The organism is Salsuginibacillus kocurii DSM 18087 (assembly GCF_000377705.1).
In the GTDB taxonomy this organism is placed as follows: domain Bacteria; phylum Bacillota; class Bacilli; order Bacillales; family Marinococcaceae; genus Salsuginibacillus; species Salsuginibacillus kocurii.
In genome coordinates, this window is sequence record NZ_KB898626.1 from 97,264 (window position 1) to 122,095 (window position 24,832).

22 protein-coding genes and 1 pseudogene are annotated in these 24,832 nt (G+C 48.1%); 6 read left to right on the forward strand and 17 right to left on the reverse strand.

Translation table 11 applies throughout. From position 1 onward, the window contains the following. Positions 1–31: 31 nt before the first annotated feature. The 5 genes and pseudogenes from D469_RS21135 to D469_RS21145 form a co-directional block, all read right to left on the reverse strand. A complete protein-coding gene (locus tag D469_RS21135; RefSeq protein ID WP_018923080.1) occupies positions 32–676 on the reverse strand; it encodes a hypothetical protein in 645 nt (214 codons plus the stop codon). Positions 677–1,640: 964 nt separating this feature from the next. Further along, on the reverse strand, positions 1,641–1,949 hold the full coding sequence (locus D469_RS0109115; protein WP_018923083.1) for an RpnC/YadD family protein: 309 nt from the start codon (positions 1,947–1,949) through the stop codon (positions 1,641–1,643). A 108-nt stretch (positions 1,950–2,057) separates the two neighbouring features. Beyond that, on the reverse strand, positions 2,058–2,549 hold the full coding sequence (locus D469_RS22340) for a hypothetical protein (protein WP_018923084.1): 492 nt from the start codon (positions 2,547–2,549) through the stop codon (positions 2,058–2,060). Positions 2,550–2,792: 243 nt separating this feature from the next. After that, positions 2,793–3,032, reverse strand: a pseudogene (locus tag D469_RS22770) (Rpn family recombination-promoting nuclease/putative transposase); the annotation flags it as partial. A 682-nt stretch (positions 3,033–3,714) separates the two neighbouring features. Beyond that, positions 3,715–5,115, reverse strand: a complete 1,401-nt coding sequence (locus tag D469_RS21145; RefSeq protein WP_018923086.1) for an N-acetylmuramoyl-L-alanine amidase — start codon at positions 5,113–5,115, stop codon at positions 3,715–3,717. 395 nt (positions 5,116–5,510) lie between these two features. On the opposite strand from D469_RS21145, the gene D469_RS22045 reads away from it, so the two are divergent. After that, the gene (locus D469_RS22045; RefSeq protein ID WP_156816956.1) at positions 5,511–5,786 is read left to right on the forward strand and encodes a hypothetical protein; all 276 of its coding nucleotides are present in this window, start codon (positions 5,511–5,513) and stop codon (positions 5,784–5,786) included. A gap of 201 nt (positions 5,787–5,987) precedes the next feature. Here the strand turns inward: D469_RS22045 and D469_RS21150 are convergent, their stop codons facing one another. The 10 genes from D469_RS21150 to D469_RS22445 form a co-directional block, all read right to left on the reverse strand. Then, a complete protein-coding gene (locus D469_RS21150; protein WP_018923087.1) occupies positions 5,988–8,489 on the reverse strand; it encodes a C40 family peptidase in 2,502 nt (833 codons plus the stop codon). A gap of 694 nt (positions 8,490–9,183) precedes the next feature. Beyond that, complete coding sequence (locus D469_RS22050; RefSeq protein WP_018923088.1) at positions 9,184–9,447, reverse strand: hypothetical protein; 264 nt, start codon at positions 9,445–9,447, stop codon at positions 9,184–9,186. A gap of 232 nt (positions 9,448–9,679) precedes the next feature. Further along, positions 9,680–11,392 carry a putative bifunctional diguanylate cyclase/phosphodiesterase gene (locus tag D469_RS20065; protein WP_018923089.1) on the reverse strand — a complete coding sequence of 571 codons (1,713 nt, stop codon included), beginning with the start codon at positions 11,390–11,392 and terminating at the stop codon, positions 9,680–9,682. A gap of 219 nt (positions 11,393–11,611) precedes the next feature. Next, on the reverse strand, positions 11,612–12,052 hold the full coding sequence (fabZ, locus tag D469_RS0109145; RefSeq protein ID WP_018923090.1) for a 3-hydroxyacyl-ACP dehydratase FabZ: 441 nt from the start codon (positions 12,050–12,052) through the stop codon (positions 11,612–11,614). Between the two features lie 152 nt (positions 12,053–12,204). Then, a complete protein-coding gene (locus tag D469_RS20070; RefSeq protein ID WP_018923091.1) occupies positions 12,205–12,507 on the reverse strand; it encodes a DNA-directed RNA polymerase subunit beta in 303 nt (100 codons plus the stop codon). Positions 12,508–12,580: 73 nt separating this feature from the next. Next, positions 12,581–13,426: a flagellar hook-basal body protein gene (locus D469_RS0109155; RefSeq protein WP_018923092.1), complete on the reverse strand. Its 846-nt coding sequence runs from the start codon at positions 13,424–13,426 to the stop codon at positions 12,581–12,583. Positions 13,427–13,619: 193 nt separating this feature from the next. Beyond that, positions 13,620–14,450, reverse strand: a complete 831-nt coding sequence (locus D469_RS0109160) for a flagellar hook-basal body protein (RefSeq protein ID WP_018923093.1) — start codon at positions 14,448–14,450, stop codon at positions 13,620–13,622. Between the two features lie 505 nt (positions 14,451–14,955). Continuing rightward, positions 14,956–15,996, reverse strand: coding sequence for a cell wall hydrolase (locus D469_RS0109170; protein WP_083910775.1), 1,041 nt, complete (start codon positions 15,994–15,996; stop codon positions 14,956–14,958). A gap of 277 nt (positions 15,997–16,273) precedes the next feature. Further along, positions 16,274–16,615 carry a hypothetical protein gene (locus D469_RS0109175; protein ID WP_018923095.1) on the reverse strand — a complete coding sequence of 114 codons (342 nt, stop codon included), beginning with the start codon at positions 16,613–16,615 and terminating at the stop codon, positions 16,274–16,276. A gap of 221 nt (positions 16,616–16,836) precedes the next feature. Continuing rightward, entirely contained in the window at positions 16,837–17,340 is a 504-nt protein-coding gene (locus D469_RS22445) for an FGGY-family carbohydrate kinase (RefSeq protein ID WP_018923096.1), read from the reverse strand. Positions 17,341–17,732: 392 nt separating this feature from the next. Here D469_RS22445 and D469_RS0109185 point away from each other — a divergent pair, with 392 nt between their 5' ends. From D469_RS0109185 to D469_RS0109205, 4 genes are all read left to right on the forward strand, one after another. Then, complete coding sequence (locus D469_RS0109185) at positions 17,733–18,875, forward strand: YbfB/YjiJ family MFS transporter (RefSeq protein ID WP_018923097.1); 1,143 nt, start codon at positions 17,733–17,735, stop codon at positions 18,873–18,875. A gap of 4 nt (positions 18,876–18,879) precedes the next feature. Beyond that, entirely contained in the window at positions 18,880–19,089 is a 210-nt protein-coding gene (locus tag D469_RS0109190) for a tautomerase family protein (RefSeq protein WP_018923098.1), read from the forward strand. Positions 19,090–19,259: 170 nt separating this feature from the next. Continuing rightward, positions 19,260–19,475 (forward strand): hypothetical protein, encoded by a 216-nt coding sequence (locus D469_RS0109195; RefSeq protein WP_018923099.1) that lies wholly within the window; start codon positions 19,260–19,262, stop codon positions 19,473–19,475. A gap of 81 nt (positions 19,476–19,556) precedes the next feature. Continuing rightward, positions 19,557–20,066 carry a spore coat protein gene (locus D469_RS0109205; protein WP_018923100.1) on the forward strand — a complete coding sequence of 170 codons (510 nt, stop codon included), beginning with the start codon at positions 19,557–19,559 and terminating at the stop codon, positions 20,064–20,066. 118 nt (positions 20,067–20,184) lie between these two features. On the opposite strand, the gene cysI is transcribed toward D469_RS0109205, so the two are convergent. Together cysI and D469_RS0109215 are read right to left on the reverse strand one after the other, a co-directional pair. Then, positions 20,185–21,906 (reverse strand): assimilatory sulfite reductase (NADPH) hemoprotein subunit, encoded by a 1,722-nt coding sequence (gene cysI / locus D469_RS0109210; protein WP_018923101.1) that lies wholly within the window; start codon positions 21,904–21,906, stop codon positions 20,185–20,187. A 107-nt stretch (positions 21,907–22,013) separates the two neighbouring features. After that, complete coding sequence (locus D469_RS0109215) at positions 22,014–23,903, reverse strand: assimilatory sulfite reductase (NADPH) flavoprotein subunit (protein WP_018923102.1); 1,890 nt, start codon at positions 23,901–23,903, stop codon at positions 22,014–22,016. A gap of 549 nt (positions 23,904–24,452) precedes the next feature. Between D469_RS0109215 and D469_RS0109220 the strand changes: the two genes are divergently transcribed. Continuing rightward, positions 24,453–24,746: a putative quinol monooxygenase gene (locus D469_RS0109220; RefSeq protein WP_018923103.1), complete on the forward strand. Its 294-nt coding sequence runs from the start codon at positions 24,453–24,455 to the stop codon at positions 24,744–24,746. The last annotated feature ends 86 nt before the right edge of the window (positions 24,747–24,832 follow it).

The window sequence follows — 24,832 nt, forward strand, 5'->3', positions numbered from 1 at the left end:
CCACTGCGTTAACGCATTACCGCAGTGGGGGTCAGACACCATCATGGACGGTGAAGGTTAGTTCTGTTTCCAGGGAGTGGAGCTGATGGTCTTTGTCTGGTACTTGAAAACGAGCCTGGCCTTTCACATTATATTCGCCTGGGGGAAAGTCTTCGCCTTCCCGTATGTCTTCAAGTAAGGTGCGCGCATCGCTCGATTGACTGCCTGATCGCGGCTGGAGCCGGTCTCGATCGATCGAGACGCGTATCGGCTTTTCTTTTTCCAAAGTGGTGGTTTGGTCTGTGTCATAGCTCCAGTAGCTCAGCTCGAGGTCGCGGCTGTGGTCCTTGAGCGGGAAGTAGAATGGGTCGGCGCCGTGGCTGATGGTGATGTGGTCGCGGCTACCGGTGTATTCGAGCTCAGCGTACAGTTGGACGGGCTGGTCGCTGGTGTAGCTGCTTTGTTCGCTTATGATGCGATAGGTAAAGTTGGTGTCGGTGGTTTCGGCGATGAGGGTTTCGGTGTCGGCTGTGCTTGGTTCGGGCTGATTGGGCGTGTCTGGGTTTTTGATTTGGGTGGACTGGGTGTTGGGCTGGTCGATACTAATGGTCAGCGGTTCTTCCGTTGTATATGTAACGAGTCCAGCGATGGCTAAAGCAGAAACGATGAGTGTTGTCAGGGTGCGTGGTCGTGCCATTGGCGTTCCTCCTTTGTTCGTGGGCGGTGGCAGCGTGTGATATGCAGCGTACTGGCTAGGGGCGAGCTGCTGTGCTTGGGCGGCACGCGGATTTTTGGATACAGGATACAAGCGCGCGTTGGTGACTCGGGCGAGCAGGGGGCCGGGTCGGATGAGGCGTGTGAGCCTCGTGAGCCTGGGGGCTGCGTTGGCAGCTTTGGCAGCTTTGGCCGAGTGAACCAGGCTGGTCACAAGGGACGGCGGTTAGGCGCCTGGTTATGGAGGTTCCCGGGAGACTGGGCGCAACAGGAGTGTGCGTCGTTGAGCGCTTGAGGGGTCCGAGGTGCGTTGGTACGGGAGTCGAGGCCGTTCGAAGACGCTCGGCTTGCGCAGCCACGGGAGCGGAGGGCGCAGGCACCTCCTCTTTTTGCGCGGTGACAGGTGCTAGGTGCACCGTCACGGATCCCCAGGGCGCAGTCATGCCCAGAATGCTCGGTCATGTATTGCTACTTTATTCTCCACAGTATATGTCGGTGCACGGAAAAAAAGGTTACATGTTTTAGTGGAAATTTTTATGGAGAACGGGGAGGGTGCGAATGGCGTGTTTTGGGCTCTGGGGCCGGTGTGGTGGGGGGGCGGGCGTGGTGTGATGGGGGATCGTGCGGATCAGGGTTACGGTTGTGGCGTCGCGCGGATTGGTTGTGGAGTGACTCGGCCTGAGTGTGGCGTCACTCGACTCCGTTGTGGCGTGTGAAAAGGAAAGTTGCGAGGTCGGTGCAGCCTCGAAGACATTATGTAAGATATTCGTAAACCTTCTTGAGGAAATCAAAAGATTAGATGCGGGTAAAACTGGCTAGCCAGTTTTTACATTTTAAGAAAAGACAAAATTAAAAGAGATTGCCGTTAAGGGAATCTCTTTCAGCTTAGTAGGTGTTTTATTTTCACATAAACCGTGCGTTTTACCTTTGAACCTTTTTCCAGCATGTTAGACTTCCAAAGTTTTCAGTACGCTTTCTACTTCTTCCCACGTGTCCGCTTTAAATAAGTGGGACTGAATCTTTTCTAACGTTTCTATGTCAGCACACGTTTGAACTCTGCCCACTGCTTTTTTCGTTACTTCGTCCGGGAAGCGGGTTTGTAAAAAGCTGATCAGCATGGCGGCTTTTTCTTCACGTTTTCCTTTTTCCTTACCTTCTCTTATCCCTTCTTCTCTGCCTTCTTGTATGCCCTCCTTTTTGCCCTCTTCTCTCCCTTCCATTTTCCACTGTTGGGTGCGGTACGTTTCGATTTTCATGACATGGGTTTCCTCCTTTTGGGGAGTTAGATACAAATGAATAGAATAAGTCAGGGAACCGCGCGCCCCCAGCCTGAGATTTATATCAATGGAACGCCCGGCTTCGTATTAGTCTTTCAAAACTTCCAATGCTGTAGCAATTTCGTCCCAGCTGTCCGCTTTGAAGAGGCGGGGCTGCACGTTCTCTAATTTTTCTGTGTCCCGGCATGCTTGAATGAGAGCCACAGCTTCTTCTGTCACTTCTTCCGGGAAGCGGGCTTGTAGAAAGCCGATCAGCATAGCGGCTTTTTCCTCACGTTTTCCTTTTTCCTTACCTTCTCTTATCCCTTCTTCTCTGCCTTCTTCTCTGCCTTCTTCTCTTCCTTCCATTTTCCACTGTCGGGTGCGGTACGTTTCGATTTTCATGACATGGGTTTCCTCCTTTTTTGGGAGTTTTTGAATTTCGGTTTGCAGGGTGGCCTCTTCGTCTGGGTTTAATGTCAGGTATGATTCAAACAGGTTAGCGAGAAAGTCGGCGCGGGCCGGGTCGATTTCGAGGCGGGCGATCATGCGTAAAAATTCGAGTTTGACTTCTACTTTTTCTTTTTCATTATACCCCATTTGTGACAGTAATGCGGCGGCTGCGGGGTTATCTTTTTGAATAAAATCGCGCCAGTTGCGGTTGGCAAGCTCCAGGTTGAAAAAGTGAAAGGAGAGCACGTGGAAAAAGGGGAAGGCAATTTGAAGAGATTCAGGTCCGCTGTGGGTGGATTGGTTGCTGAAGATGGCGATCGGCAGGATGCGCCGCTGGTATTTTTCGTAGAGGCGGCTGAAATAGTGAAACATACGCTGGTGGAAGTTGGCCTGTGGCGCGGACTGCGCTTCCACGTGGACGATAATGAGCCCGTCTTCACCTTTGATTTTCGTTTCGACGAGCAAGTCGACGACGCGTTTGTCCTGATTGACGATGTCGGTGAAAACTTCTTGTTCCAGGAAGGTGAGGTGAGTGGTGTCGATATGTTCAAGCGCTGCGGGGAAAAACGCATCGAGAAATTCAGTGAAATACGTGGTGAGGAGCTGTTTGAAAAGTTGATCATGCGGGATGGCATCGTGCGGAGAATATGGCGTAGGGGTCGACCTCCTTTAGGGTATAGGTGCCGGGGAGGCGCGCGGTTATTCATAGTATAGCGGAAATTGGCAGAAAGGGCGAGGATGATGATTTTGAAAAAACTGGCACAGCCAGTTTTCTCGTTATGAGGGGTAGAGGTTTTCATTCCGAAGATTGCGGCATTGCGTAGAGAAGGGGGTGGGGCGTCATGGTGTGTGCTGAGGACGCGAGCGCGCCTTCCTCTTTGCGCAGTGACGTTCTCGGTGCGCAGTCACTACCTCCGCTTGCGCAGTGAGGGGTTCTCGGTGCGCAGTCACTACCTCCGCTTGCGCAGTGACGGGTTCTCGGTGCGCAGTCACTACCTCCGCTTGCGCAGTGACGGGTTCTCGGTGCGCAGTCACTACCTCCGCTTGCGCAGTGACGGGTTCTCAGTGCGCAGTCATGGGTTCCTCTTGCATATTGGCTGGCGGGTGCCGCGGCACGCGATCCAGGTGTGGCGTCGCTCGACTCCGTTGTGGCGTCACTCGGCTCCGTTGTGGTGTCACTCTACCCGGGTGTGGCGTCGCTCCACCCGGGTGCGGCGGCACGAGACCTGAGAACGGTGCAAAAGGGCTCAGTGCGTTTTAGCATGATGACTGAAAAAAGTCCCTCGCGCTGGAGGGACTTTTCTTCGTATGATTATTCAAAGTGATTGATGGTGCCGCGGGTGATGGCTTCGGCGGCGCGCTGCTGGAAGCCGGAGCTGTTAAGTCGGTTGGCTTCATTTTGGTTGGTGACGAAGCCGAGTTCGACTAAGACGCTTGGCATTTGCGAGCGGCGGATTACACTGAAGCCGGCTTGTTTGACGCCGCGGTCTAGTGTGCCAAGTTCAGCGACGAGTTCACGCTGGATGCTCGCTGCGAGCGCCTGGCTTCCGGCACTGGCATTTGAGTTATCCCAATACGTTTCTGTGCCGTGGGCGGCGGAGCTTCCGGCTGCGTTTGCGTGAATACTGATGAAAGCGTCCGCGTTCTGGCGGTTTGCAATGTTTGCGCGTTCGTTAAGTGTAACAAATGTGTCGGTGGAACGCGTCATAATTACATTTGCTCCGGCATCTTCAAGCATTGGTCTTAGGTAGTTGCCGGTGTCGAGGACGACGTCTTTCTCTTGGATGCCGAATGCGCCGGCTCCTGGGTCATGGCCGCCGTGGCCGGGATCGACGACGATCGTTTTGCCGGCAAGGCTTCCGTTTGCTGAGCGTAAGTACGACAACGATACAAATCCAAATTCTCCGTTATAGTCGATGAGTGCCCAGTTATCGATCGTTTCGTAATAATCGATTTCATCGCCATGTGTCACCCGACCAATTGGTGTATTGTCTGTGCCTGGGTAAGGACGGACATTGAGAGCGCCAGCTGCAGGCGCGTTAACTACAGCGGATGTTGCTTGCATGCCCTGCAGGCCGCTTTGGCCATTGCCTGACGTGCGTTCACTTTCATGCAGCGTGCGGTCAAGGAACAATACGAATTCATAACGCGTAATACCCCGGGTCGGCTTAAAGCTGCCGTCCGGATAACCAGCGGCAATGCGCGCTTCAGCTACATCTGTAATCGCTGATGCTCCCATAACCCCCGGATACACATCCCAGAAATTCGCTTCCCCGCCTTCATCGCTCAAGTTAAAGCCACGCGTTAAGAAAATCGCCATTTCAGCTCGCGAGACCGTTTGAGTCGGACGGAACGTGCCGTCTGGGTATCCAGCAACAATGCCTTCTTCCACTGCGCCCGCAATGTGGCCGGACGCATAATGATTAGAATCTACATCCGGGAAGCTGCTCCCGCTACTGCTAAAACCGAGCACACGGCCAAGCATCGATACCGCTTCCGCCCGTGTCACCTCTTGATTCGGACGAAACGTACCATCCGGATAACCACTAATTATATTTTGATCTGATAAACGCTGAATCGCATCCTGCTGCGAAGGCTGCACGTCCGAATAGTTCGTACCCGCTTCCGCAGTCTTCTGCTGACCCGATGACTCTATGAACAACGGCGACAAGACCAGTGCCATCGCAAGCACCAACAACGTAACCTTCTTCATGATTCTACTCCCCCTGATGACATTCTTTGAAACAACCGTCCGTTTGATTAAGTTCCAAGCTCGTCCAACCTCGTGCTTTTATGTAAAAGACAAGCGGAGACGTGCGTTGTGCGAGGACCCGTTGTCTGTTGTGGCAACCGAGCTCGCGTTGAAATAGGAGAACATTTAATATATGAAACGATTTCCAGTTGATTCGTAGATAGTTTAACACAACTCTAGGCGTGGCTAGTGGTCTAAAGGTCCCAAAATCACGTTACGTTTACGTATCACATCTTGTAAAATTTGAAATAATCTCGTAGAAATATGATAAATAAAAGGTTTTATTGGCTAGGACCAGCAGCGAGAATAATAGAAATGGAAGGCGATAAAGCAGAAAGGAGGCAGTCCCAAAACCCTTGAAAGTATTAAAAAAGGGAGCGGGTGGGCGTCATGCCCTTCCTTTGCGCAGTGACGGACTACCGGTGCGCAGTCGACCCCTTCCTTTGCGCAGTGACGGGCTACCGGTGCGCAGTCGACCCCTTCCTTTGCGCAGTGACGGGCTACCGGTGCGCAGTCATGCCCTTCCTTTGCGCAGTGACGATGACGGAGTGTGGTGTCACGGCTCATTAGTGCCGCGTGTCGCTATGTTAGTGCGGAGGCACGTTCTTCGAGTGTGGTGTCATGAGCATTGAGTGCCGTGTCACGCCAATACGTGTGACGTCGCGCGTTTCCCATGCTGTATTTGCGGTATGGCATCGGCGCCAACGGAATCACCCAATTTTCATAGGATGACTAACGAAGGGGCTGCCCTTTTTGGACAGCCCCCTTCGTTATACTCGCCGTGAACGGAGGCGGGTGCCCCTCTAACAGAACAGGTTCTGCAGCACCATGCCTTAATACACACGCTTCGCGCCGAGGTAGCGGTCGCTCCAATACTCCGTCTGCATGCTGGCAACGGTGACGCCGGAAGACGAGCCGGCGTGGACGAAGCTGCCGCCGCCGCTGTAGATGCCGGCATGGGAAGGGCCAGCGGCGTAGGTTTCAAAGAAGACGAGGTCGCCGACTTTTGGTTCGCTCACCGCTTCTCCCGCTTCCCACATTTGCGCGACGGTGCGGGGGAGGCTTACCCCTACTTCGTTATAGACGTATTGCAAAAAGCCGCTGCAATCAAAGCCCGAGGTACTCGTGCCGCCCCACTGGTACGGGGTACCGATATGGGTGGAAGCTTCTTCGATTAAATCCATCACCTCAAAGCCGCCGCCTGTCCGCTCATCATCTCCACTCGGTGTGGACGGTCCTTGGTCGGGGTTGTTCGGCTCTGGTGCTTCGCCCGGGGCGCGTTCGCCGGCGAGCGTCTCTTCTAGCGCACCGAGGGTTTCCGGGCCGGCCAAGCCGTCCACCACAAGCCCGAAATCGCGCTGAAATTCCTTTACCGCTTCTGCAGTTACATTTGAATACACACCGGATGGTTCCATCGCGATATAGTCGAGTTCTTTCAATTTGGATTGAAACAGTTCGACCACGCCGCCTGTGTCACCTAAGCGCAAAACGAGCGACGTGTCAGCGAAGAGGTCTTCCACATCTACCTCAGTGGAGCCGTTCCCTTCTTGTTCGCTGTCCTCTTCGCCAGGCGATTCGGCTGCGCCGTCGGTGCCGGATTCCGGGGCGCGTTCGCCGCCTTCGTCCACACCGCCACCTGCTTCTCTTTCCTCCACTGTTCCAGTAAGGACGCCTTTTAGCTTGGCAAAGGTCTGGGGGCCGGCAAGGCCGTCAACGGTGATGTTGTAGGTCTTCTGGAAGTCGCGGACGGCGTTTTCGGTGACGGTGGAGTAGACGCCGGATGGTTCCATGGCGAGGAAGTTGAGGTCGCGCAAGGCTTCCTGGAGGGTTTCCACGCCGGAGCCGGTGGCGCCCGAACGGTAGACGGTGTCGTTCGGAAGGCGCTCGGCCAGCGTTTCTTCTTCAGGCTCGTCCGCAGTACCTGCTGCCGGGGTGGGGTCATGTTTCAGTGCGTGCAGCGTCGCCTGGCCCGCTACCCCACTCTCATCTTCTGCAACGTCATTTTTCGCCTGGAAGTCGGCGACAGCCGTTTCCGTCTTCGGCCCGAAAACGCCCGTTACATCCGTTTTGTAGTAATCTAAGGCCTTCAATGCCTGCTGCAGCAAAGCCACGTGGTTGCCCTCCTCCCCGAGCACAATCTCTTCCATCGCAAAGGAGCTTGTCCGCCAATCACTGCCGTCATCTTCTTGAAAATCCTCAGACGACCAGCTGCTCGTTTCGCGTGCCTCTTCTGGTAAAGAAGAGCCGGGAGTACCCACTTCATCGTCGGTGTCTGTAGCGGTGGACCCCTCCTCTGTCCCTGACTCGCTTTTGACTTCGGGGGCGTCAGGTTCACTATTGTCGGCGGCAGCGACGGCACGTAGCGCGCTTAACGTTTCAGGGCCGGCCAAGCCGTCGACTTGGAGCCCGTGAGTCCGCTGAAAATCGCGCACGGCCTGGGAGGTAATGCGGCCGTAATAACCGGTGGCTTCGTGGGTGAAGTACCCTTCTTCGTTGAGCTGGCGCTGTAGCTGCTTGACTTTGCGGTTCTCCATCCCCGGCTGCAGTACAGTAGAAGCCGGTAAGGCAGCGGAAGAAGAGGATTGAACCGCAGGCTCGTTTGTCTGCGCGTGTTCTGTGGTAGTACCCGCTTCTTCTTTTGCAGAGGAAGGGGCAGGTTCGTTTTCTTCGGCGCCCGGTTCCGGTTCGTTTTCCACCGAGGAAGGAGGTTTTTCCGCTTCGGATTGGACCGAGGAAGTCGGGGGTTCCTCGGTCGTTTTTACTGTCGGTGTTGGGTCTTTTGCCTCATCTACAGGTTCCACGTCGTCTTCATCCGTTTCTGTCTTTACATTAAGGTGTTGTGTCATAGCTTTTAGTGTGCTCGCTTGAGCGACCCCATCGACGGGGAGGCCGTAATCGCGCTGGAATTGCTTGACCGCTTCGCTCGTTCGTTCGCCGTAAGAGCCGGTGATGTCATCATATGTAAGGTATTTATGGTCGGCGAGTTTGGTTTGCAAAAGCGCTACCTCTTCGTGTTCTTGCCCCGGGTAGAGGGTGTTTTGGCTGAAAGCAGCGTCTGCCGCAAGCGGTAAGGCGAACAGGGTACCGCCTAAAGCGGTGGTCGTTACCAGCGTTTTAGCAAGGTAAGGGTGATGTTCTGCCGGCTTGGCTGGTGCTTGTATAGTTAATGGTGCGGCTGGTGGGTAGAATACAGCCGGAAATGGTAAAGGTTGGAGAGTGGACTGCCGGTTTTTCTTGCCAGTACGTGCTTGCATTTTACGCTCGCGTTTGCTTCGGGCAGGCCAGGATGCGGATGTTTCATTCACTTCAGTACGGTACGGACTCCGTTTTAACATGAATGCTTCCTCCTCTTTTTCTCTCTCAAATGAAGTAGATGGCTAGTGTCATAAGCTTTCCTGTATTCATCATGCCATCGTCACACAAGAAGAGACAGTGGCTTGGTGTAAACCCTTCTTCCTAGAGGTTGCACAGGAAATAGCATGTATTATGTGGAAAATTCAGGCCTTTTTGACAATGTATCTGTTATTCTACGACGTTTTGCCTGTTTTGACTATAGGTCTCTCGTCTTTTTCGCATAGAAAAACGCTGCGAACGCAGCGTTTCATTACCTGATGTTGGTAAGGCTTTTAAGAATGCGTCTTTGCAGAGAAGTGGCGCCTCATTGGAACTCCAAGCCGTATGAATGTACCTCCTACCTCTGCAAACGGTAGATGGTAGGACGGCGCAAGCCCCTGGCTCCACGGCCGATTATCGGGACACCACAAGGAAACCGCGTCACGCCACAAAGAAATCACGTGACGCCACAACCTAAAGGCTTCACTCAACAACCAATCCGCTACACGCCACAACAAGATGCTGTCACTCCACAACTGCGCCTCGTCACACCACAACTACATTTAATCACTCCACAACCGGGCTCTGCCCTGCTCCTGTCTTCCTCCCTATCGAGAAACTCTACCGTCCGGCACATTCGATTTAGCCCTATAAAAAAAAGCACCCGCGCGGGGTGCTTTTTTAGCGATGAGTTAATTACTCGTCGTCTTCTTCGTCTTCTTCATCTTCTTCAAGGTCTTCATCTTCATCGTCTTCAAGATCGTCGTCTAGGTCTTCATCTTCATCTTCATCGTCTTCAAGACCGTCTTCGTCGTCTTCGCCTTCTTCATCGTCGATTTCAAGTTCTTCGTCTGCTGGCTCGTCTACTGGCTCCTCATCTGCTGGCTCGTCGCCGCAAGCAGCAAGTACGCTTAGTGAAAGGATTCCTGTAAGTGTAGTATAAAGAAGTTTTTTATTCATGGTTAGTTCCCCCTGTTTAAAAACAATAGTAGTTTGGTTGTCTATTAGGCAGGTGCCTCTCCCAACAACCAAACTCATCATAACAGGGAGCTACCCTTTGCGTCTATGAATTACGTTGTTTTTTGAACGTCTTTCACATTATGCCACAAAAATGGAATCTAGCAGCTTAAGTTTCACTTTATCTTTTGATAGTTTCTCACGATTGTCGATTTTTGCATGTTTCTACCTTATTTCATGCTAAACATTCATCTAAGGCGCTACGCAGGTCTTGTACTGCTAATGGTTTACTGAAATAATACCCTTGGGCCTGGTAGCAGCCTTCTTTATTAATTTGCGCTAGTTGTTCCTTCGTTTCAATTCCCTCGCAAATCACCGAGAAATTCAAGCTCTCTGCCATTTGCACAATCAGTTTAATAATAGTGGAATTGATTTTTTGATTGTCACTTTCGCTGAGAAATGATTTGTCTATTTTCAGTTCATCCACTGGGAAGTCTTTTAACTGGCTAAGTGAGGAGAAGCCCGTCCCAAAATCATCAAGGGAGACATGGACGCCTATGTTTTTTAATTGATTGAGTTTCCAAATGGCCACCTCACCATTGGAAATTGCCATGTTTTCTGTTATTTCCAAGCATAAGCGCTCGGGCGGCAGCTCGGTATCTTTTAATACTTGCCGTACTTTCTCTTCAAAGTATACGTCTTCAAAGGTAAGCTTTGAGATATTAACTGAAATCGTCAAATGGGAAAACCCTTCATTATGCCATTCTTTCATTTGCCGGCATGCTGCTTCTAGCATCATATGGTCAAGCGGGATAATATCGCCTGACTGCTCTGCTACGGGCAGAAAGCTTCCCGGGGACATAATACCTCGGTCTGGATGTTCCCAGCGTACGAGCGCTTCCACACCATAAGGTTGATTCAAGAGTGTGTCTATTTGCAGCTGGTAATGCGGTTCGATTTCCTTATTTTCAATAGCTTGTCTCAAGTTACTTTCTATCTCCACGTATTCAGGAGAGTAATCAGCCATGCCATCGCTATAGATTTGGAAATTGTTTCGTCCTTCATCTTTTGTCTGATACATAGCACTATCCGCATTTTTCATTAACGTTTCTACGTCTTGGCCGTGCTCTGGATAAATACTAACTCCGATAGAAGCAGTAATATAGACATGGCGGTCTACTAATGTGATTGGACGGTTACACGTATTAAAAATTTCGGTAATGACATATTGTACTTCTTCATAGACATCACCTTCTATCTTATCAATTAATACCGTAAATTCGTCACCACCAAATCTGCTGATCATCCCGCGTTCCCCCAAAGCTTTGCGGAGGCGGGTGGACATTTCCATCAACAGCTGGTCCCCGATATGGTGGCCAAAGCTATCATTCACCTTCTTAAAACGATCAAGGTCAATAAACAAAACAGCAGCACGGTGATTATCTTCTCTCGCCTGTTGAAGCGCCTCTGTGCCTTTTTCCATAAACAAGTGACGGTTTGGGGTTTGGGTCAATTCATCATGATAAGCAAGAAATGAAGCTTCATCTTCGGCCTTTTTACGTTCAGTAATATCGCGCATAATGCCAATATAATAAGACTCTTCCGGCGTTTCTTTTTCAATATAAGTTATCGTAATATAAGACCAGAACAACTCTCCGTTTTTCCGTTGATTCAATAGTTCGCCGGTCCAAGTTCCTTTGCTTGCAAGCCCTTCTCGCATTTCATTAAAAACATGGGATGGCGTCTGGCGAGAGCTGATAAACCCGGGATTCTTTAAATACAACTCTTCCATTGTATAGCCAGTGAGCTCTTCATAGGCTGGATTCATCAGCAGAATTCGGCGCTTGTCATCTGTAATAATCAAGCCGTCATTCATGTGGTTGAACAGGCGCCATACATTGTCCGTGTCTTTTGCAAACTCCAAAAAATGGTGTTTTCTCATCATCATTCTGGCGGTCGCCAGTCCCCTCCCATCCATCTTAAGTCTTGACCCTTATCTCCTTTTTCTCTATTTTCTACGATTTATCCTTTCAATACGTTTCATCTTACTAAATCTTTAGTCATATAGCTAGAGATAAGCAAATAACTCTTTAGGAAAAAGCATACATCCTCTCCCCTAACACAAAAAAAGCCGAGACAGTAAACGTCTCCAGCTTTAGCATCCGTTTTATTCAGCTGTTGGGGCGTCCCCGAGCGCAAACGTAAGCTCGGCTTCTACCGCCAGTTCACCGTCAACTGTCGCTGTCCCTTTTCCTTTGCCAATTCCGCGGCGAACTTTTGTCAGCTCCATCTCCAGGACAAGTGTGTCCCCAGGCTTCACTTCCCGCTTAAAGCGGCAACTGTCAATGCCCGCAAAAAAGGCTAGCTTGCCTTTGTTCTCTTCCTGGCTCAAAATTGCAACCGCACCTGTTTGCGCCATCGCTTCCACAATTAAAACCCCGGGCATAACCGGATACTCCGGAAAATGACCATTGAAGTATTCTTCATTAGCCGTTACGTTCTTTCGAGCCACAGCCCGCTTTCCTTCCTCCAGTTCTTCGACGCGGTCAATCAGGAGAAATGGATATCGGTGAGGAATAATCGCTTGAATTTGTTCAGTTGTAAGCATATCACTGCCACCTTCCTTGTCCTAGCTCACTTGTGAAGTTGGTAAAAAAGTAGATAGTTCTTAACCAGGCTTGGCCTCCCGGCAAACATAAAAACTTCTGCCGCTATGTAGAAACAATCTGCATATTCGCTGTGTCTCAGTCTAGCAAGCCTTTATCTATCTGGGCGGATAAAATCCAGTAAATCCAGCCATGTACCGGGGCGAAGGATACCGGTCGCATTGTCACCATCGCCAAACCAGGAGTACCCAGCAATGAGACCGAATACAATGCTAAGTAGCGCAAGGACCACAACAATCACTAAACGCAGCCAAATCGGAAACATCCGCTTGCCTTCTCTTTTCCGTTTTTCTGCGTAGCTGACCTGTTCTTCCTTCTCTTCAGCTGGCTTGGACCGCCGCTCTCCTTTTGCCGAGCGGCTCTCTTCGGACTGGTTTTTTTCCGTTTTGTTACTCATGAATGGAACTCCTTCTGCCCTTTTATATCTCTACGATTCAACGAAGCAGCTCCATTAAACCGTAAGCCATAGGCTATCTTAGATTATTGATAAGCTGCATCATTTGGTCTGTTTGTGTTACAGCTTGCGCATTAAAGGAATAATTACGCTGGGCCGTCATCATTTCGGTCATTTCCTGCGTCATATCTACGTTTGCTGATTCTGTGGCGCCTTGGGAAACCAGTTCATCCGTTGCTACGCCTTCTTCTAGTATCTCTGCTTCATCGACATCCAGGCCTAGTTCATCAAGGTCCGGAAGACGGAAATTCGTATCACCAACGGCTTCGAGCAACTGCGGACGGGTCACCCGTGTTACGGCAATTTCACCAACATCTACCGAATCGTCGCCCTCAAAATCCGCTTGTAATGTGCCATCAGGCTGCAAACTGAAGCCGTTAGCATCCCCCGGCACAGTCATTCGCTCGCCATCACTATCTAATAGGAACTCTCCGTTCGCGGTCACAAGGTTCCATTCATCTCCATCTGCTTCTTCCGAGAGATAAAAAGAACCTTCCCGAGTGTAGACGGTCTCTGCTTCATCATCAATTGTCGTCTCCACTTCAAAGAAATGGCCAGGCTCCGTAAGAGCAAAGTCTAAGTCGCGTCCCGTCTCCTGAATAGAGCCTTGGTCCATGCGGAGTGCCGTCTGCGCAACCGCCGCCCCGCTTCCATTACGAATACCGTCTGGGGTCAGGCGTCCCCCTTCATATTCTGTGTTCAAATTGTTGTTCACTTGTTGAAACAATAAATCTTGAAAGGACGCTTCCCGACGTTTAAATCCTGTTTGCTCCACATTGGCTAAGTTGTTCCCAATCGTATCGAGTTTCCCTTGCATCTGTCCCATTGTTACAGAAGACGTTGACATCGCACTTCCTAACATAATGCTCCTCCTTGCCCCTTTGCAAATCTATTCCCTGTTGATTACAGATCTAGGCTTTTCTTTCCGGCTGCTGTTTTATGGAATGCCGTTTATATCATTCGATCATTACATGGCGTCAAATTAATGAAATGTTTCCCGGGAAATAATTGTCGAAAATAAAAATCGTTATTTCTAACCAATGAGGCCGTGAAAATTACTGCAGGCGTCCTACTTCACTTACAGCAAGCTCCATACTCTGATCATATGCTTGCAATACCGTTTGGTTTGATTCAAATGTCCGCTGCGACTGCATTAAGTCTGTCATCGCCTGCTGGGGATCGATATTGGATTGCTCTAGCATTTGCTGATTGATCGTGTAGTCGACATCCTCAGCTCCAATGGCTGTTGGGAGCGGTTCAGCCTCTTCATCATCCAGCGCAAACAGGCCGTCCCCTTCTTTCACCAGATCTTCTGGCTGCTCGGCCAATACGACATTCAATTGACCGACGGCGGCTCCGTCTTCATCGGTAATATTTCCCGCTTCATCTACGTCGAAAAATTCATTCTCAACATTCATCGGGTCTCCATCTTCATCAAGCACATAGTACCCTTGAGCCGTAGTTAAAAAGCCTTCCCCGTCCACAGTAAGATTTCCGTTGCGTGTATAGCGAACATCTCCATCTTCATTAGCTACCGTAAAGAACAGGGCCCCGGGCCGATCTGTTTCTTCATTAATGGGGAGGTCCCCTTGCTGAATCGCAAGGTCAGTATTATTTCCTGTCTCACGCATGTCTCCCTGCGCAAAATTCGGTGTCTGCTCCTGCATGTACACACCAGTATTCATCGAACCTACCGTGTAAGGGATATTGCCCGGCTGAGCATTTGTCCCTTGCGCCTGGATCAACATTTCCGGAAAGGCACGGATTGACCCTTGCTCCCCCTTATATCCTGGAGTTTCTGCATTGGCCAGATTATTGTTCAACATTTCAGTTTGGCGCTGCTGCGTAATCATCCCTGAAGCAGCCCCATAAAACCCTCGAAGCATCCTTATTCCTCCTTGACCGTCGTCCGGCCTGGGTATTTTCTATGACTGGGGTAACAACGCCGTAGTTAGGCTCACTATCGTGATGGCATGCGAATGGACATTTCCACTATGAGACGTGGAAAACGTCACCTGGAGCGAAAAATTGTTAGCGTTTGGCTGCGGGGAGCAGGGGCAAGGTCTATACCGTTCGCCTTCAAAGTCAAAATGTGCCCTTGGCGCCGCGCGTCTTATGCTTGACGCCCCTGAACGCCGCTTTCCGCTTTTCTCTGTCTAGCTTCACGTGCTAACGACTTGAGATCCCTTTCTCCCACTCTGCGGCGGCGACAGCCTCCTCGGGGGGAGAGAAGGGCTCTGCGTCGTTAACCAAGCACGTTCCGCTTTTCTGTCTAGCTGCGGCGCCTAGAGGCTCGAGGATTTTTCTGCCCCAGACTCCGAGGAGCAAGCTCCTCTACGCAGGTGCTGAAAAACTTGTCGCCTCTGAGCAAAGCGCCTCCGCTTTTCTTTGTTACCTTACGAATCTGTGGTTGCCGATGACGTCTATGGTTGGTTTGTTGTTGAAGAAGGCGGTGCTAGTTACGTTTGGGTTGTGGAAGTAGAGGGCCCCTTCTACTACATTTTCACCTTCTAGTGCTCGTGTAGCTGCTTCAATGGAAGTGGCACTAGCTGTCGCTGAATCGTACGCGCCTGTCATTACCGGGGTGAATTGTCCGGATTGGCGGATAACGCCTTCTAGCGTGTTTGGATAATTGCCATTGTCAACGCGATTTTGGACAACATTGCCAACTGCAATTTTACCTTCTACTGGTTCTCCTTGTGCTTCGAGATGAATTAAGCGAGCGAGTGCATCGATATCTGCAGTTGAGGCTTCACTTACGGCCTCTTCTGTTTCTTCTTCAAATACAAGGTCTTCAGCTAACACTGTTGGAATGACTGTTTTTAGCATCTCACCCGGACTTAGGGATTGGTCAGTCATTTGATTTCGTTCCATTAGATCACTCGTGCTTACGTCGTAGTTAGTACTTATATTTTCTGCATTTTCGCCTGGCTGTACTTCATGCAATGAAACCTCGTTGATATGTACGTGCCCGTTAGCGAAATGAACATTGCTGTGCATAAGTTCAGCGACGTGACGGACGGGAAGATATGTTCTTTCATTGTTGATGCCTGCTTGCACGTCCATAGAATAGGTTTCGCCGTTTAACTCAACCATTTCATTATCAATGGTAAGTTTAATCGTATCCCCCTGAGCGGTCTCGATTTCAACTTCGCGTTCTTCTGCATTCCAATCTACCTCGGCGCCGAGTTCTTCAGAAACAAAGCGAACTGGTACAAGCGTCCTGTCATTTTCAGTAAGTATAGGTTCATTCATGTTTATCGTATTGCCATCTACTGAAATGTCAGTGGAAGCATCGGCTGGGTTCACAAAAAATAAAGTAGATAAAGCCGTTACAAGGCTTGCTGCTGTATACTTGATAGTTACCCCCGGAATCAATTGTTTCCTTGATTCCGAGTTCACCTCCTTTACTTGGTACTTAAAATAGGTCATTCACACTACCACATTATACATATAAAAGGAAAAAACAGAAGAGAGGCGAAGCGTAGGGGAGAAGGGGTGAAAGCAAGGAACGCCTGCACAACCAAGCTTCAGTTCAATTTTTTACGATTAAATTAAAAAGTGTTGCAAGTTGTTACAAACTGATTGCAATCACTAAAAATATGAAAATTTCAACAGATATTCGGGGGGGGACGAAGCTGGAATCCATGGATCTTAGCACTCCAGGTTGGAGCCGCAGTTGCATAAATGGATAGTGGGAGTTACCACATCATTGTTGCTGATCTTGCTGCTCATACTTTTGTAAAATTCGAGCTTGGGCCAGGCTGACCAGAAGAAGAGCAGGAACAAAAAAATAGCTTCCTATATGCAAAGGAAGGTCGTCACGTTGGAATAGTATGAGAACCATAAAGAAAAGAGTGACACCTGCCCGGGCAAACGAAAAATACGCTCGTCGTGTGCGATAGTCTTGTATATTATGTAAGCGGATTTCATCCCCAAAAATATTACGTTTTGGCTGGACATTCGCTCGTTTACCCGATATATCGAGGACGCCGCTTAGACATTCAAAAAGGAGAAGGGCGAAGAGTAGAATAAAAGCAAAAGTGAGCATCCATCAATCTCCTCTCATAAAAAATGTAATGGTTTATCTACTACATGAGGCAAAGGTTTATTGTATATCGGCGGCTATGAAAGCACAAGCTTGAGTTAGGACACCCTTGTAATAGCTTCTGATTAATAATAACTGTTTCCCCAAAAGCCTCCATCTGTCAATGTCATACACATAAAGGGGAGCTGAAAGGAAGTATGAGACTTTCAGCTCCAACATGCTGCTTACGTAAAAGCGGTGGTTGCTTGAACTGCTTTTTTCCAGCCAGCATAAAGAGCTTCCCGCTCGGATTCATGCATCTCTGGCTTGAATTGACGTTCCGTTTTCCACCGTTCGACAATAATATCTTTATTATCCCAAAAGTTTACGGCCAGCCCGGCAAGGTATGCTGCTCCTAGTGCGGTCGTTTCCATAACTTCTGGACGATCGACTTCCACACCGAAGATATCGCTTTGAAATTGCATTAAGAAATCATTACTCACCGCACCGCCATCTACACGCAATGTTTTGAGCTCCATCTGGGCATCGGCTTCCATGGCTTCTAAAACATAACGGTGGTCTCCCGTTGATTGGTAACCAATTGAGGCAATCTCTTGCGCTGAAACATCTGTCTTTGTTAACACATCTGCATTCACCGCGAGCACGGAACTCCAAATTTCATTGGCATCATGCTCCACCCAGCCCGGGTGCGGAAAATACTGTTCAAATTCGCGCTGACCGCTTGCCACCGGCTCTCCCTCATAATTAAATAAAATCGCCCATGAACTAGTCGTACCTTAGTCAATGGAGAGAACGGAGAGAACATAGTTCTTTTTCATGAAAAAACTCCTCTCAGGTCGGTAGTAAAAGTAGGAAGAATTCAGCCGTACGTGTGGTTATATTTATGCTGCGTGCCGCTTCGGCAATTCGAGTGTAGGGGAGGACCAGGTTATGCTCTCTAGGTAATCTTCCTGAAAGTCTCCCCTGTTAAACTCAAGCTGACGCTGCTAGGAAAAAGAGTGTAGCAAAAGTGACACATTCAATCTAGGTGACAATAAAATTTTAGTATTCTAAACTATTAATTTATTTTAGCAGAAAACTCTCGTATACTAAAAAGGAGCAGGAAAAGCGGGGGGCCAGTATGAAGAGCAACAACAAAAGACAAGATCTAATCGGAATTATAGCAGGTTTTCTTGCTTTGGCTGTAGCTATGGGGATTGGGCGTTTTGCTTATACCCCGTTGCTTCCTTATATGGAAGCAACGCACTTATCGTCTTTTGCGGCAGGTTTTTTAGCAAGCATGAATTACTTAGGCTACTTAATAGGGGCGCTTGCAGCCAGAAGGATCGAGCAAAAAAGAAGCGTGCTGCTTTATTCGTTGTGGGCTAACGTGATTACGACACTTTGGATGGGCTTTACTGAATCAATGGTCCTCTGGTCAGTGTTGCGCCTTGCGTCAGGCATATCAAGTGGACTTGTTTTTGTCCTTGTCGTAAGTCTCGTCATGTATGAGCTTACGAAATCTGGGCGTCTCAGCTGGTCGGGCTACATGTATGGCGGTGTCGGATTTGGCATCTTTATTTCTGGAGTGTCCATTCCTTTTGCCGCCCTTAACATGCATTGGTCTTATATTTGGGTGTTACTAGGCCTTTTCAGCCTGGTAGCAGCTCTCTTCGTTGCAAAAGCTGTTCCTTACGATCCTCCGCTTGCTGAAGCTGCTGCTACAAATGATGCGCAACCACCAGCTCGAAAGGATGTAGTAAGCCTTTATTTATCGTACACCTGTGAAGGTTTTGGCTACATTATTTTTGGCACATTTATCGTTGCAATGCTTGAAGCCGCTCCTGAAATGCATTGGCCTGCCGGCTATATCTGGGCGATAGCAGGGATTGGTGCCATTCCGTCATGCCTATTTTGGGCTTGGCTTGCTAAAAAACAAACTGTCACAAAAACACTAAAACGTGCGTATCTTGTGCAAATTGTAAGCGTTTCACTACCGGTCATCTCCACATCGTTTTTTCCAGCAGCGCTTGCGGCTTTCGGTTTTGGGGCAACATTCATGGGGATTGTCATGCTTACCATGCTTAAAGCGAATGAACTTTTTGGAGCCGGGGCCCAGCGGCTTGTAGCCGGACTTACCAGCGCTTATGCCCTGGGCCAGATTGCAGGCCCCTTGGTCGCTGTTTTATTAATTCAAGAAGGAGACTATACGCTGGCATTTAGCCTTGCCGCTATTGTTTTAATCGTCGGCTACAGCGGACTTTATTTTAAAAAAGGAGAGTGAAGTAATGCCATATGTAAATATTAAAGTGACTAAAGAAAATGGTGGACTATCTAAAGAAGAAAAACAGAAATTAATTGAAGGTTCAACCCGGCTTCTTCAAGAAACACTCGGCAAAAATCCGAATACCACCGTAGTTACAATCGACGAAATCGACATGGACAACTGGGGAATTGGCGCAGAGCAAATATCAGACCGAAGAAAAAAAGGACAATAACGGAAAGGCGTTTCTATCAATTGGTAGAAACGCTTTTTAATTATGCCGCATGTTATGAAAAATTAAAGGAAAGGCGCTCGTCTAATTTTCCTCAATATAAGTTTACCAACCTATGCATTTTTGTCTCTTTTCCATAAATTAATTAAGTGAATAGGAAAGGAGGGAGTAAAGTGTCAAGTCAGCAAAAGTCCTTTGAGATGCTGGTCAGAAAGAAGTTAAAAAAGCTTGGGATCTCTCCGGAGGATATTGAATTGTCAGTGGAGGATAAAGCTCGTTTAAGAGAGCTGATTGAAGGTATTATACAGGACGTTGAAGACTTTTTGAAAAAAGAAGAGGAAGAAAAAGAACGTAAAAAGTTCAAAAAGGAAAGAGAAACAAAAAAATAAACGTTACTCCTGCGCAACCTGTCCAATCAGCTTCTAAACTAATGAATAGGATAGAATCGAAACATGTAAGGAGGTGGAAAAATGAGTGGATTAGAACATGCTTATGAAAGAAGAAAACGAAGAGCAAGAGGTGCAGGAGACCGCGACTGGAATGCTCTTCGCGATCCCAGTGATAAGCATCCGGCTAAACCTCATTCAGCATCCTGCGCTAAACGAGTAGAGGATGCAACCCAAGAAGCAGAACAAACAAATAAAACCTTGCAGTTGTCTCAAGATTATATCCATGTCAGCGACTCCTGTGATATTGATATCTCCTCAACAGGAACACAAGCAGCAGTTAATGTTCAGGCGGGACTCCAGGCAGCTATTTTAGTAATTATAGCCATCGCGATCGGTGATGACGCAGACCCAGAAGAATTTGTCCAGCAACTAACGCAAACAGTAAAAACAAAACAAATCACCCATCAAGAAACTGTCATTGAAAATAGCAAAAATGTATCAGTAGACCGTACTGACCTACAAGCTCATGTTAACATTCAGCTGCTCCTGCAACTGCTTGTGGCCATTGCCGTGGTACTTGATATCCTGTAAAAAATAAAGAAGCATCGCTTTGTGCGATGCTTCTTGTCTACTTTTTGTTCAGATGAACATTAGTATGTGAAAAGAAAACAGAGGTATTCACAGTTATTTGTAAATCTGCTTTGAATAATTACACATGAAATTCTTCACCGGAAGGGACTTCTTTGACATAGCCTTTACGAATGACAAAATCCCCGAAATGTTCACCATCTGAGCGTTCTTTTGCATAGTCATTAATAATAGGAGTGAGTGTTTCCAAGATTTCTTGTTCGCCGATGTTCTCTTTATATAATTTATTCAAGCGGTCTCCGGCAAATCCAGCTCCTAAGTAAAGGTTATATTTACCCGGTGCTTTTCCGATAAAGCCGATCTCACCCAAGGAAGGACGAGCACAGCTGTTTGGACAGCCTGACATCCGAATAGTAATCTCTTTATCTTGAAGACCGGCATCGTCGATGATTAGATCTAGTTTATCCACCAGAGTTGGAAGATAACGCTCAGCTTCAGCCATTGCCAGCGCACACGTAGGAAAAGCTACACAGGCAATGGAATTCTTATGCAAAGGCGACTGGGTAGAACCATCTGTCAGACCGTACATGTCTACCAATTCTTGAATCTTAGGTTTTTTATAGTTGGTGATGTTGCTGATAATCACATTTTGATTCGCGGTGATGCGAAAATCGCCGGTGTGGATTCTCGCAATCTCACGAAGGCCCGTCATAAACTGTGAATCCTCGTCATCTTTAATGCGGCCGTTTTGAATGAAAAGAGTTAGGTGCCAGCGGTTGTTTGTGCCTTTCACCCAGCCGTAGCGGTCGCCATTGCGTTCGAAATGATACGGTTTTTCTTCACTTAATTCCCAGCCGAGACGGTGATGAAGTTCAGCCTTAAACCAATCCAGGCCGTTACGGTCAATCGTATACTTTAAGCGCGCTTGCTTTCGATGTTCACGGTCACCGTAATCGCGTTGGATCGTAACGATATTTTCTGCGACCTCAAGCAAGCTATCAGCCGGGCAGAATCCGATAATTCGTCCTAATTGCGGGTACGTGTTCGTGTCGCCATGCGTCATTCCGAGTCCGCCGCCGACGGCAACATTAAAGCCTTGCAATTTCCCATTTTCAAAGATCGCGATAAAGCCAATATCCTGGGAGAAGACGTCGACATCATTAGAAGGCGGTACCGTAATGCCGATTTTAAACTTTCTCGGTAAATAGACCGGGCCGTAAATGGGCTCTACTTCTTCGCTAGTATCTTCTGTTTCAAGCTTTTCACCGTCGAGCCAAATTTCATGGTAGGCCGGTGTTTTTGGAGCAAGGTGATCTTTTAATTGTTCTGCTTTTTCATATACCTCTTCTTGCTCTTCTGATTGATAAGGGTTCGGCGTACACATCACATTGCGGTTTACATCACCGCAAGCTGCCAGTGTACTCAGCAGCGCTTCATTCATTTCTTTGATGCTGTTTTTTAAATTCGGTTTTACAATCCCGTGCAGCTGGAAAGCCTGGCGGGTCGTGAGGCGAAGCGTTCCGTTTGCATATTTATGAGCGAGATCGTCCATGACAAGCCACTGTTCAGGTGTAGCCACGCCGCCCGGGGCTAATACACGCACCATGAATTGATAATCCGGCTCTAATTTTTGCTGGCGCCGTTCGTTGCGCAAATCGCGGTCGTCCTGCATATAACTCCCGTGAAATTTAAGTACTTTATTATCTTGATCAGGAATTGAACCGGTAATCGGATCATTTAGTGTTTCTTCAAGTGTTCCCCGCAAGTAGCGGCTAGCGCGTTTAATATGTTCAACTTCATCATGGGAAGGCAGTGTTTCACCGGATTTTGTATCGTTTGACATGATGAATTCCCCCTCACTTATCGTATTCAAATTTTGAGAATTGAAGGGCGAATTCCGCTTCGCTCTGTATTGCGCGGAATCCGCCACCTCAGTACTTGGGTGCCTGATTAATAGACATCGCGTTGATAACGCTTTTGTTTCTTTAAGCCGGTTAAATAAGCTTCTGCTTCTTCTTCGCTCATGTTGCCTTCCGCGCTGATAATCGCCGCAAGCGTTGCATGGACATCTTTTGCCATCCGGTTCTTATCACCGCATACATAGATGTGCGCGCCTTCTTCAATCCAGTTAAACAACTCGGCGCTTTGTACTTTCATCCGGTCCTGAACGTAAACCTTTTGTGCCGTGTCCCGGGAAAAAGCGACATCCATGCGCGTGAGCACCCCGTCTTTTAACCATTTCTGCCACTCCGTTTGATAGAGGAAATCGGTTCGGAAATGCTGGTCGCCAAAGAAGAGCCAGGATTTGCCGTCTGCTTCAATTTCTTCGCGTTCTTCCACAAAGGAACGGAATGGCGCAATTCCAGTGCCCGGGCCGATCATGACAATCGGTGTTTCCGGGTCTTCCGGCAATTTAAAGTTCGGGTTTTTCTGGATATATACAGGAATCGTGTCACCCGGCTCTAGATTTTCCGCGCATTGTACGGAGCAGACACCGAAGCGGTCGCGTCCGTGTGTATGATATCGCACTGTCCGGATCGTAAGATGAACTTCATCTGGGTTCGCGTTTTCACTGCTGGCAATCGAATAAAGCCGCGGCGGCATTTTCCGGAGAATTTTCACAAATTCTTGCGGACTTACATTCCACGGGCCAAAATCCGTTACTAAATCAAGTAAATCACGGCCGTTAATATATTCTCTTAACTGTTCTTTGTTGTCGTCTTTAACGAGGTCCTGTAGTTGTTCGTTTGCATTAATTTCAGCTGCATGTTTAAGAAGCGGCTTCGTAAGTACTGTAATTTCATAATGGCGGCTCAGCGCTTCACGGAGCGTTCCTTCGTCACCTTGTTTGTTTATCGTCACACTTTCATCTTCGCTCCAGCTCAAGTTTTCAAGCAGGGCGTTAACTAAGCTGGGATGATTTTCTGGGTAAATGGCCAAACAATCACCTGGTTCGTAGTGCAAGTTCGAGCCTTCAAGTGATAATTCAATATGGTGCGTTTCAAGGTTCGAACCGCGTCCGTTCAAATTCACATTATCTAGCACTTCCGCATAAAACGGATTCGTCCGTGAGTACACCGGTGTTTCAGGTGCTGTATCAGCCTCTGCTACTGCAGCGGCGGCTTCTTGGACCGCATCACCCGTAGAAGACTGCAGAGCTTGTAATGATTCAAGGACATTATTCGCCCATTTTGCCGCATCTTCATCGAAGTCTACGTCACAATCGACCCGGTCCGTAAGCCTGCTAGCGCCTAGTTCTTCTAAGCGTTTGTCGAAATCCTTTCCAGTCTGGCAATAGTACTCATATGAGCTGTCACCGAGCGCAAGCACGGAGTAATTAAGTCCGTCCAGTTTAGGTGCTTTTTTGCCATGTAAAAATTCATAAAAGGAAAGGGCAGTATCAGGCGGATCACCTTCGCCATGTGTGCTTACGACCACAAATAAATGGTCAAGATTCTTTATGTTTTTAGGCTTAAAATCATCCATTGAAGAGAGCGTCACGTTAAAGTCTTGAGCTTTAAGCTTTGCAGATAACTCTTCAGCAAGCGTTTCACTATTTCCCGTTTGCGAACCATAAAGAACCGTCACATCTTTGGTAAGAGGAGGCGCGCTGATAGGTTCAGCCACTGCGGTGGGTGCTTCAGCCGGCTTGACAGCAGTGGCGGTGGCGGTAGCAGTAGCTGCCCCGTTTGTCGGTGGAGCTGCAGGAGCTTCAACAGGACCGGCGGCAAGGAAGCCGTTCAGCCACATTTTCTGTGCTTCCGTTAACGTTGGAAGCAGCTGGTTCAAGTATTCAATTTGTTCATGCGTAAAAGGACTATTTGTTTCTTGCAACTTCAACGATGATCACCTCTTGTTAAAATAAAAGCCTAGTTGACCAATAGGATTAATTAAAATTTAAGGTATCACGGGATGAAACTGTTGTCAATCCAGTTTAAGGAAGAAGTGAAGCAAAAAGTTTAATACTTGATAAGAAAAGTAGGTTATATAGAAATAGTAAATGCGAAAAGCGGGTGAAGCGTTCTTTAGTTTGCTATTTAAATTTAAGGCAGATGTCTGTTACAGAGTAGCGTTGATCTCATCTATAGGTACAAGTGTGACATCTGCTTCATCCTCACTTTATTTGAACTCTCAGTACTCACTTTTTGTGTAAACAACGAGAAGTGCAGAAGCAACAACTATTTAAAGAAGGTAAGCTATGCAATATTAAGAAAAGAGCAGGGAGAACTTATGGTGGGTAAAAGTAGTGACAGCCCGTGAGAAGAAAACAAAGAAGATAAGAAGAAACGTTGTTGTAAAGTGTTGCTTTTATGAAAAGCAAATGATTCTCTGTTTTAAATGGATTAATGATAAACTAATAATAAATACATAGATGAAGGGGCTGTTAGTATGCAAGTGATCCATGCACATATGAAAGTGAAATCAGAAAACCGGGAGGAATTTTTAGAGCGGGTGCAAAGCTTGATAAAAGAATCACAAGCAGAAGAAGGAAACATTTCTTACGACCTTTATGAAGATGTAAGTGAGCCGAATAAATTTGTCATGCTCGAAGAATGGCGGGATGAGGATGCGGTTGAATATCACTTTCAAACGCCTCACTTTGCTCATTTTGGCGACATTGCCGAAAATCTGTTGGAAGGAGCGCCGGAAGTGAAACGCTTTGAAGTGAACGAAAAACGTTAATAGAAAGTGTTAAAAAAAGGAGCTTTCCCTGTTGAGGGAGAGCTCCTTTTGTATAAATTTATTTGATGAGCCGGGCTAAAGCAACT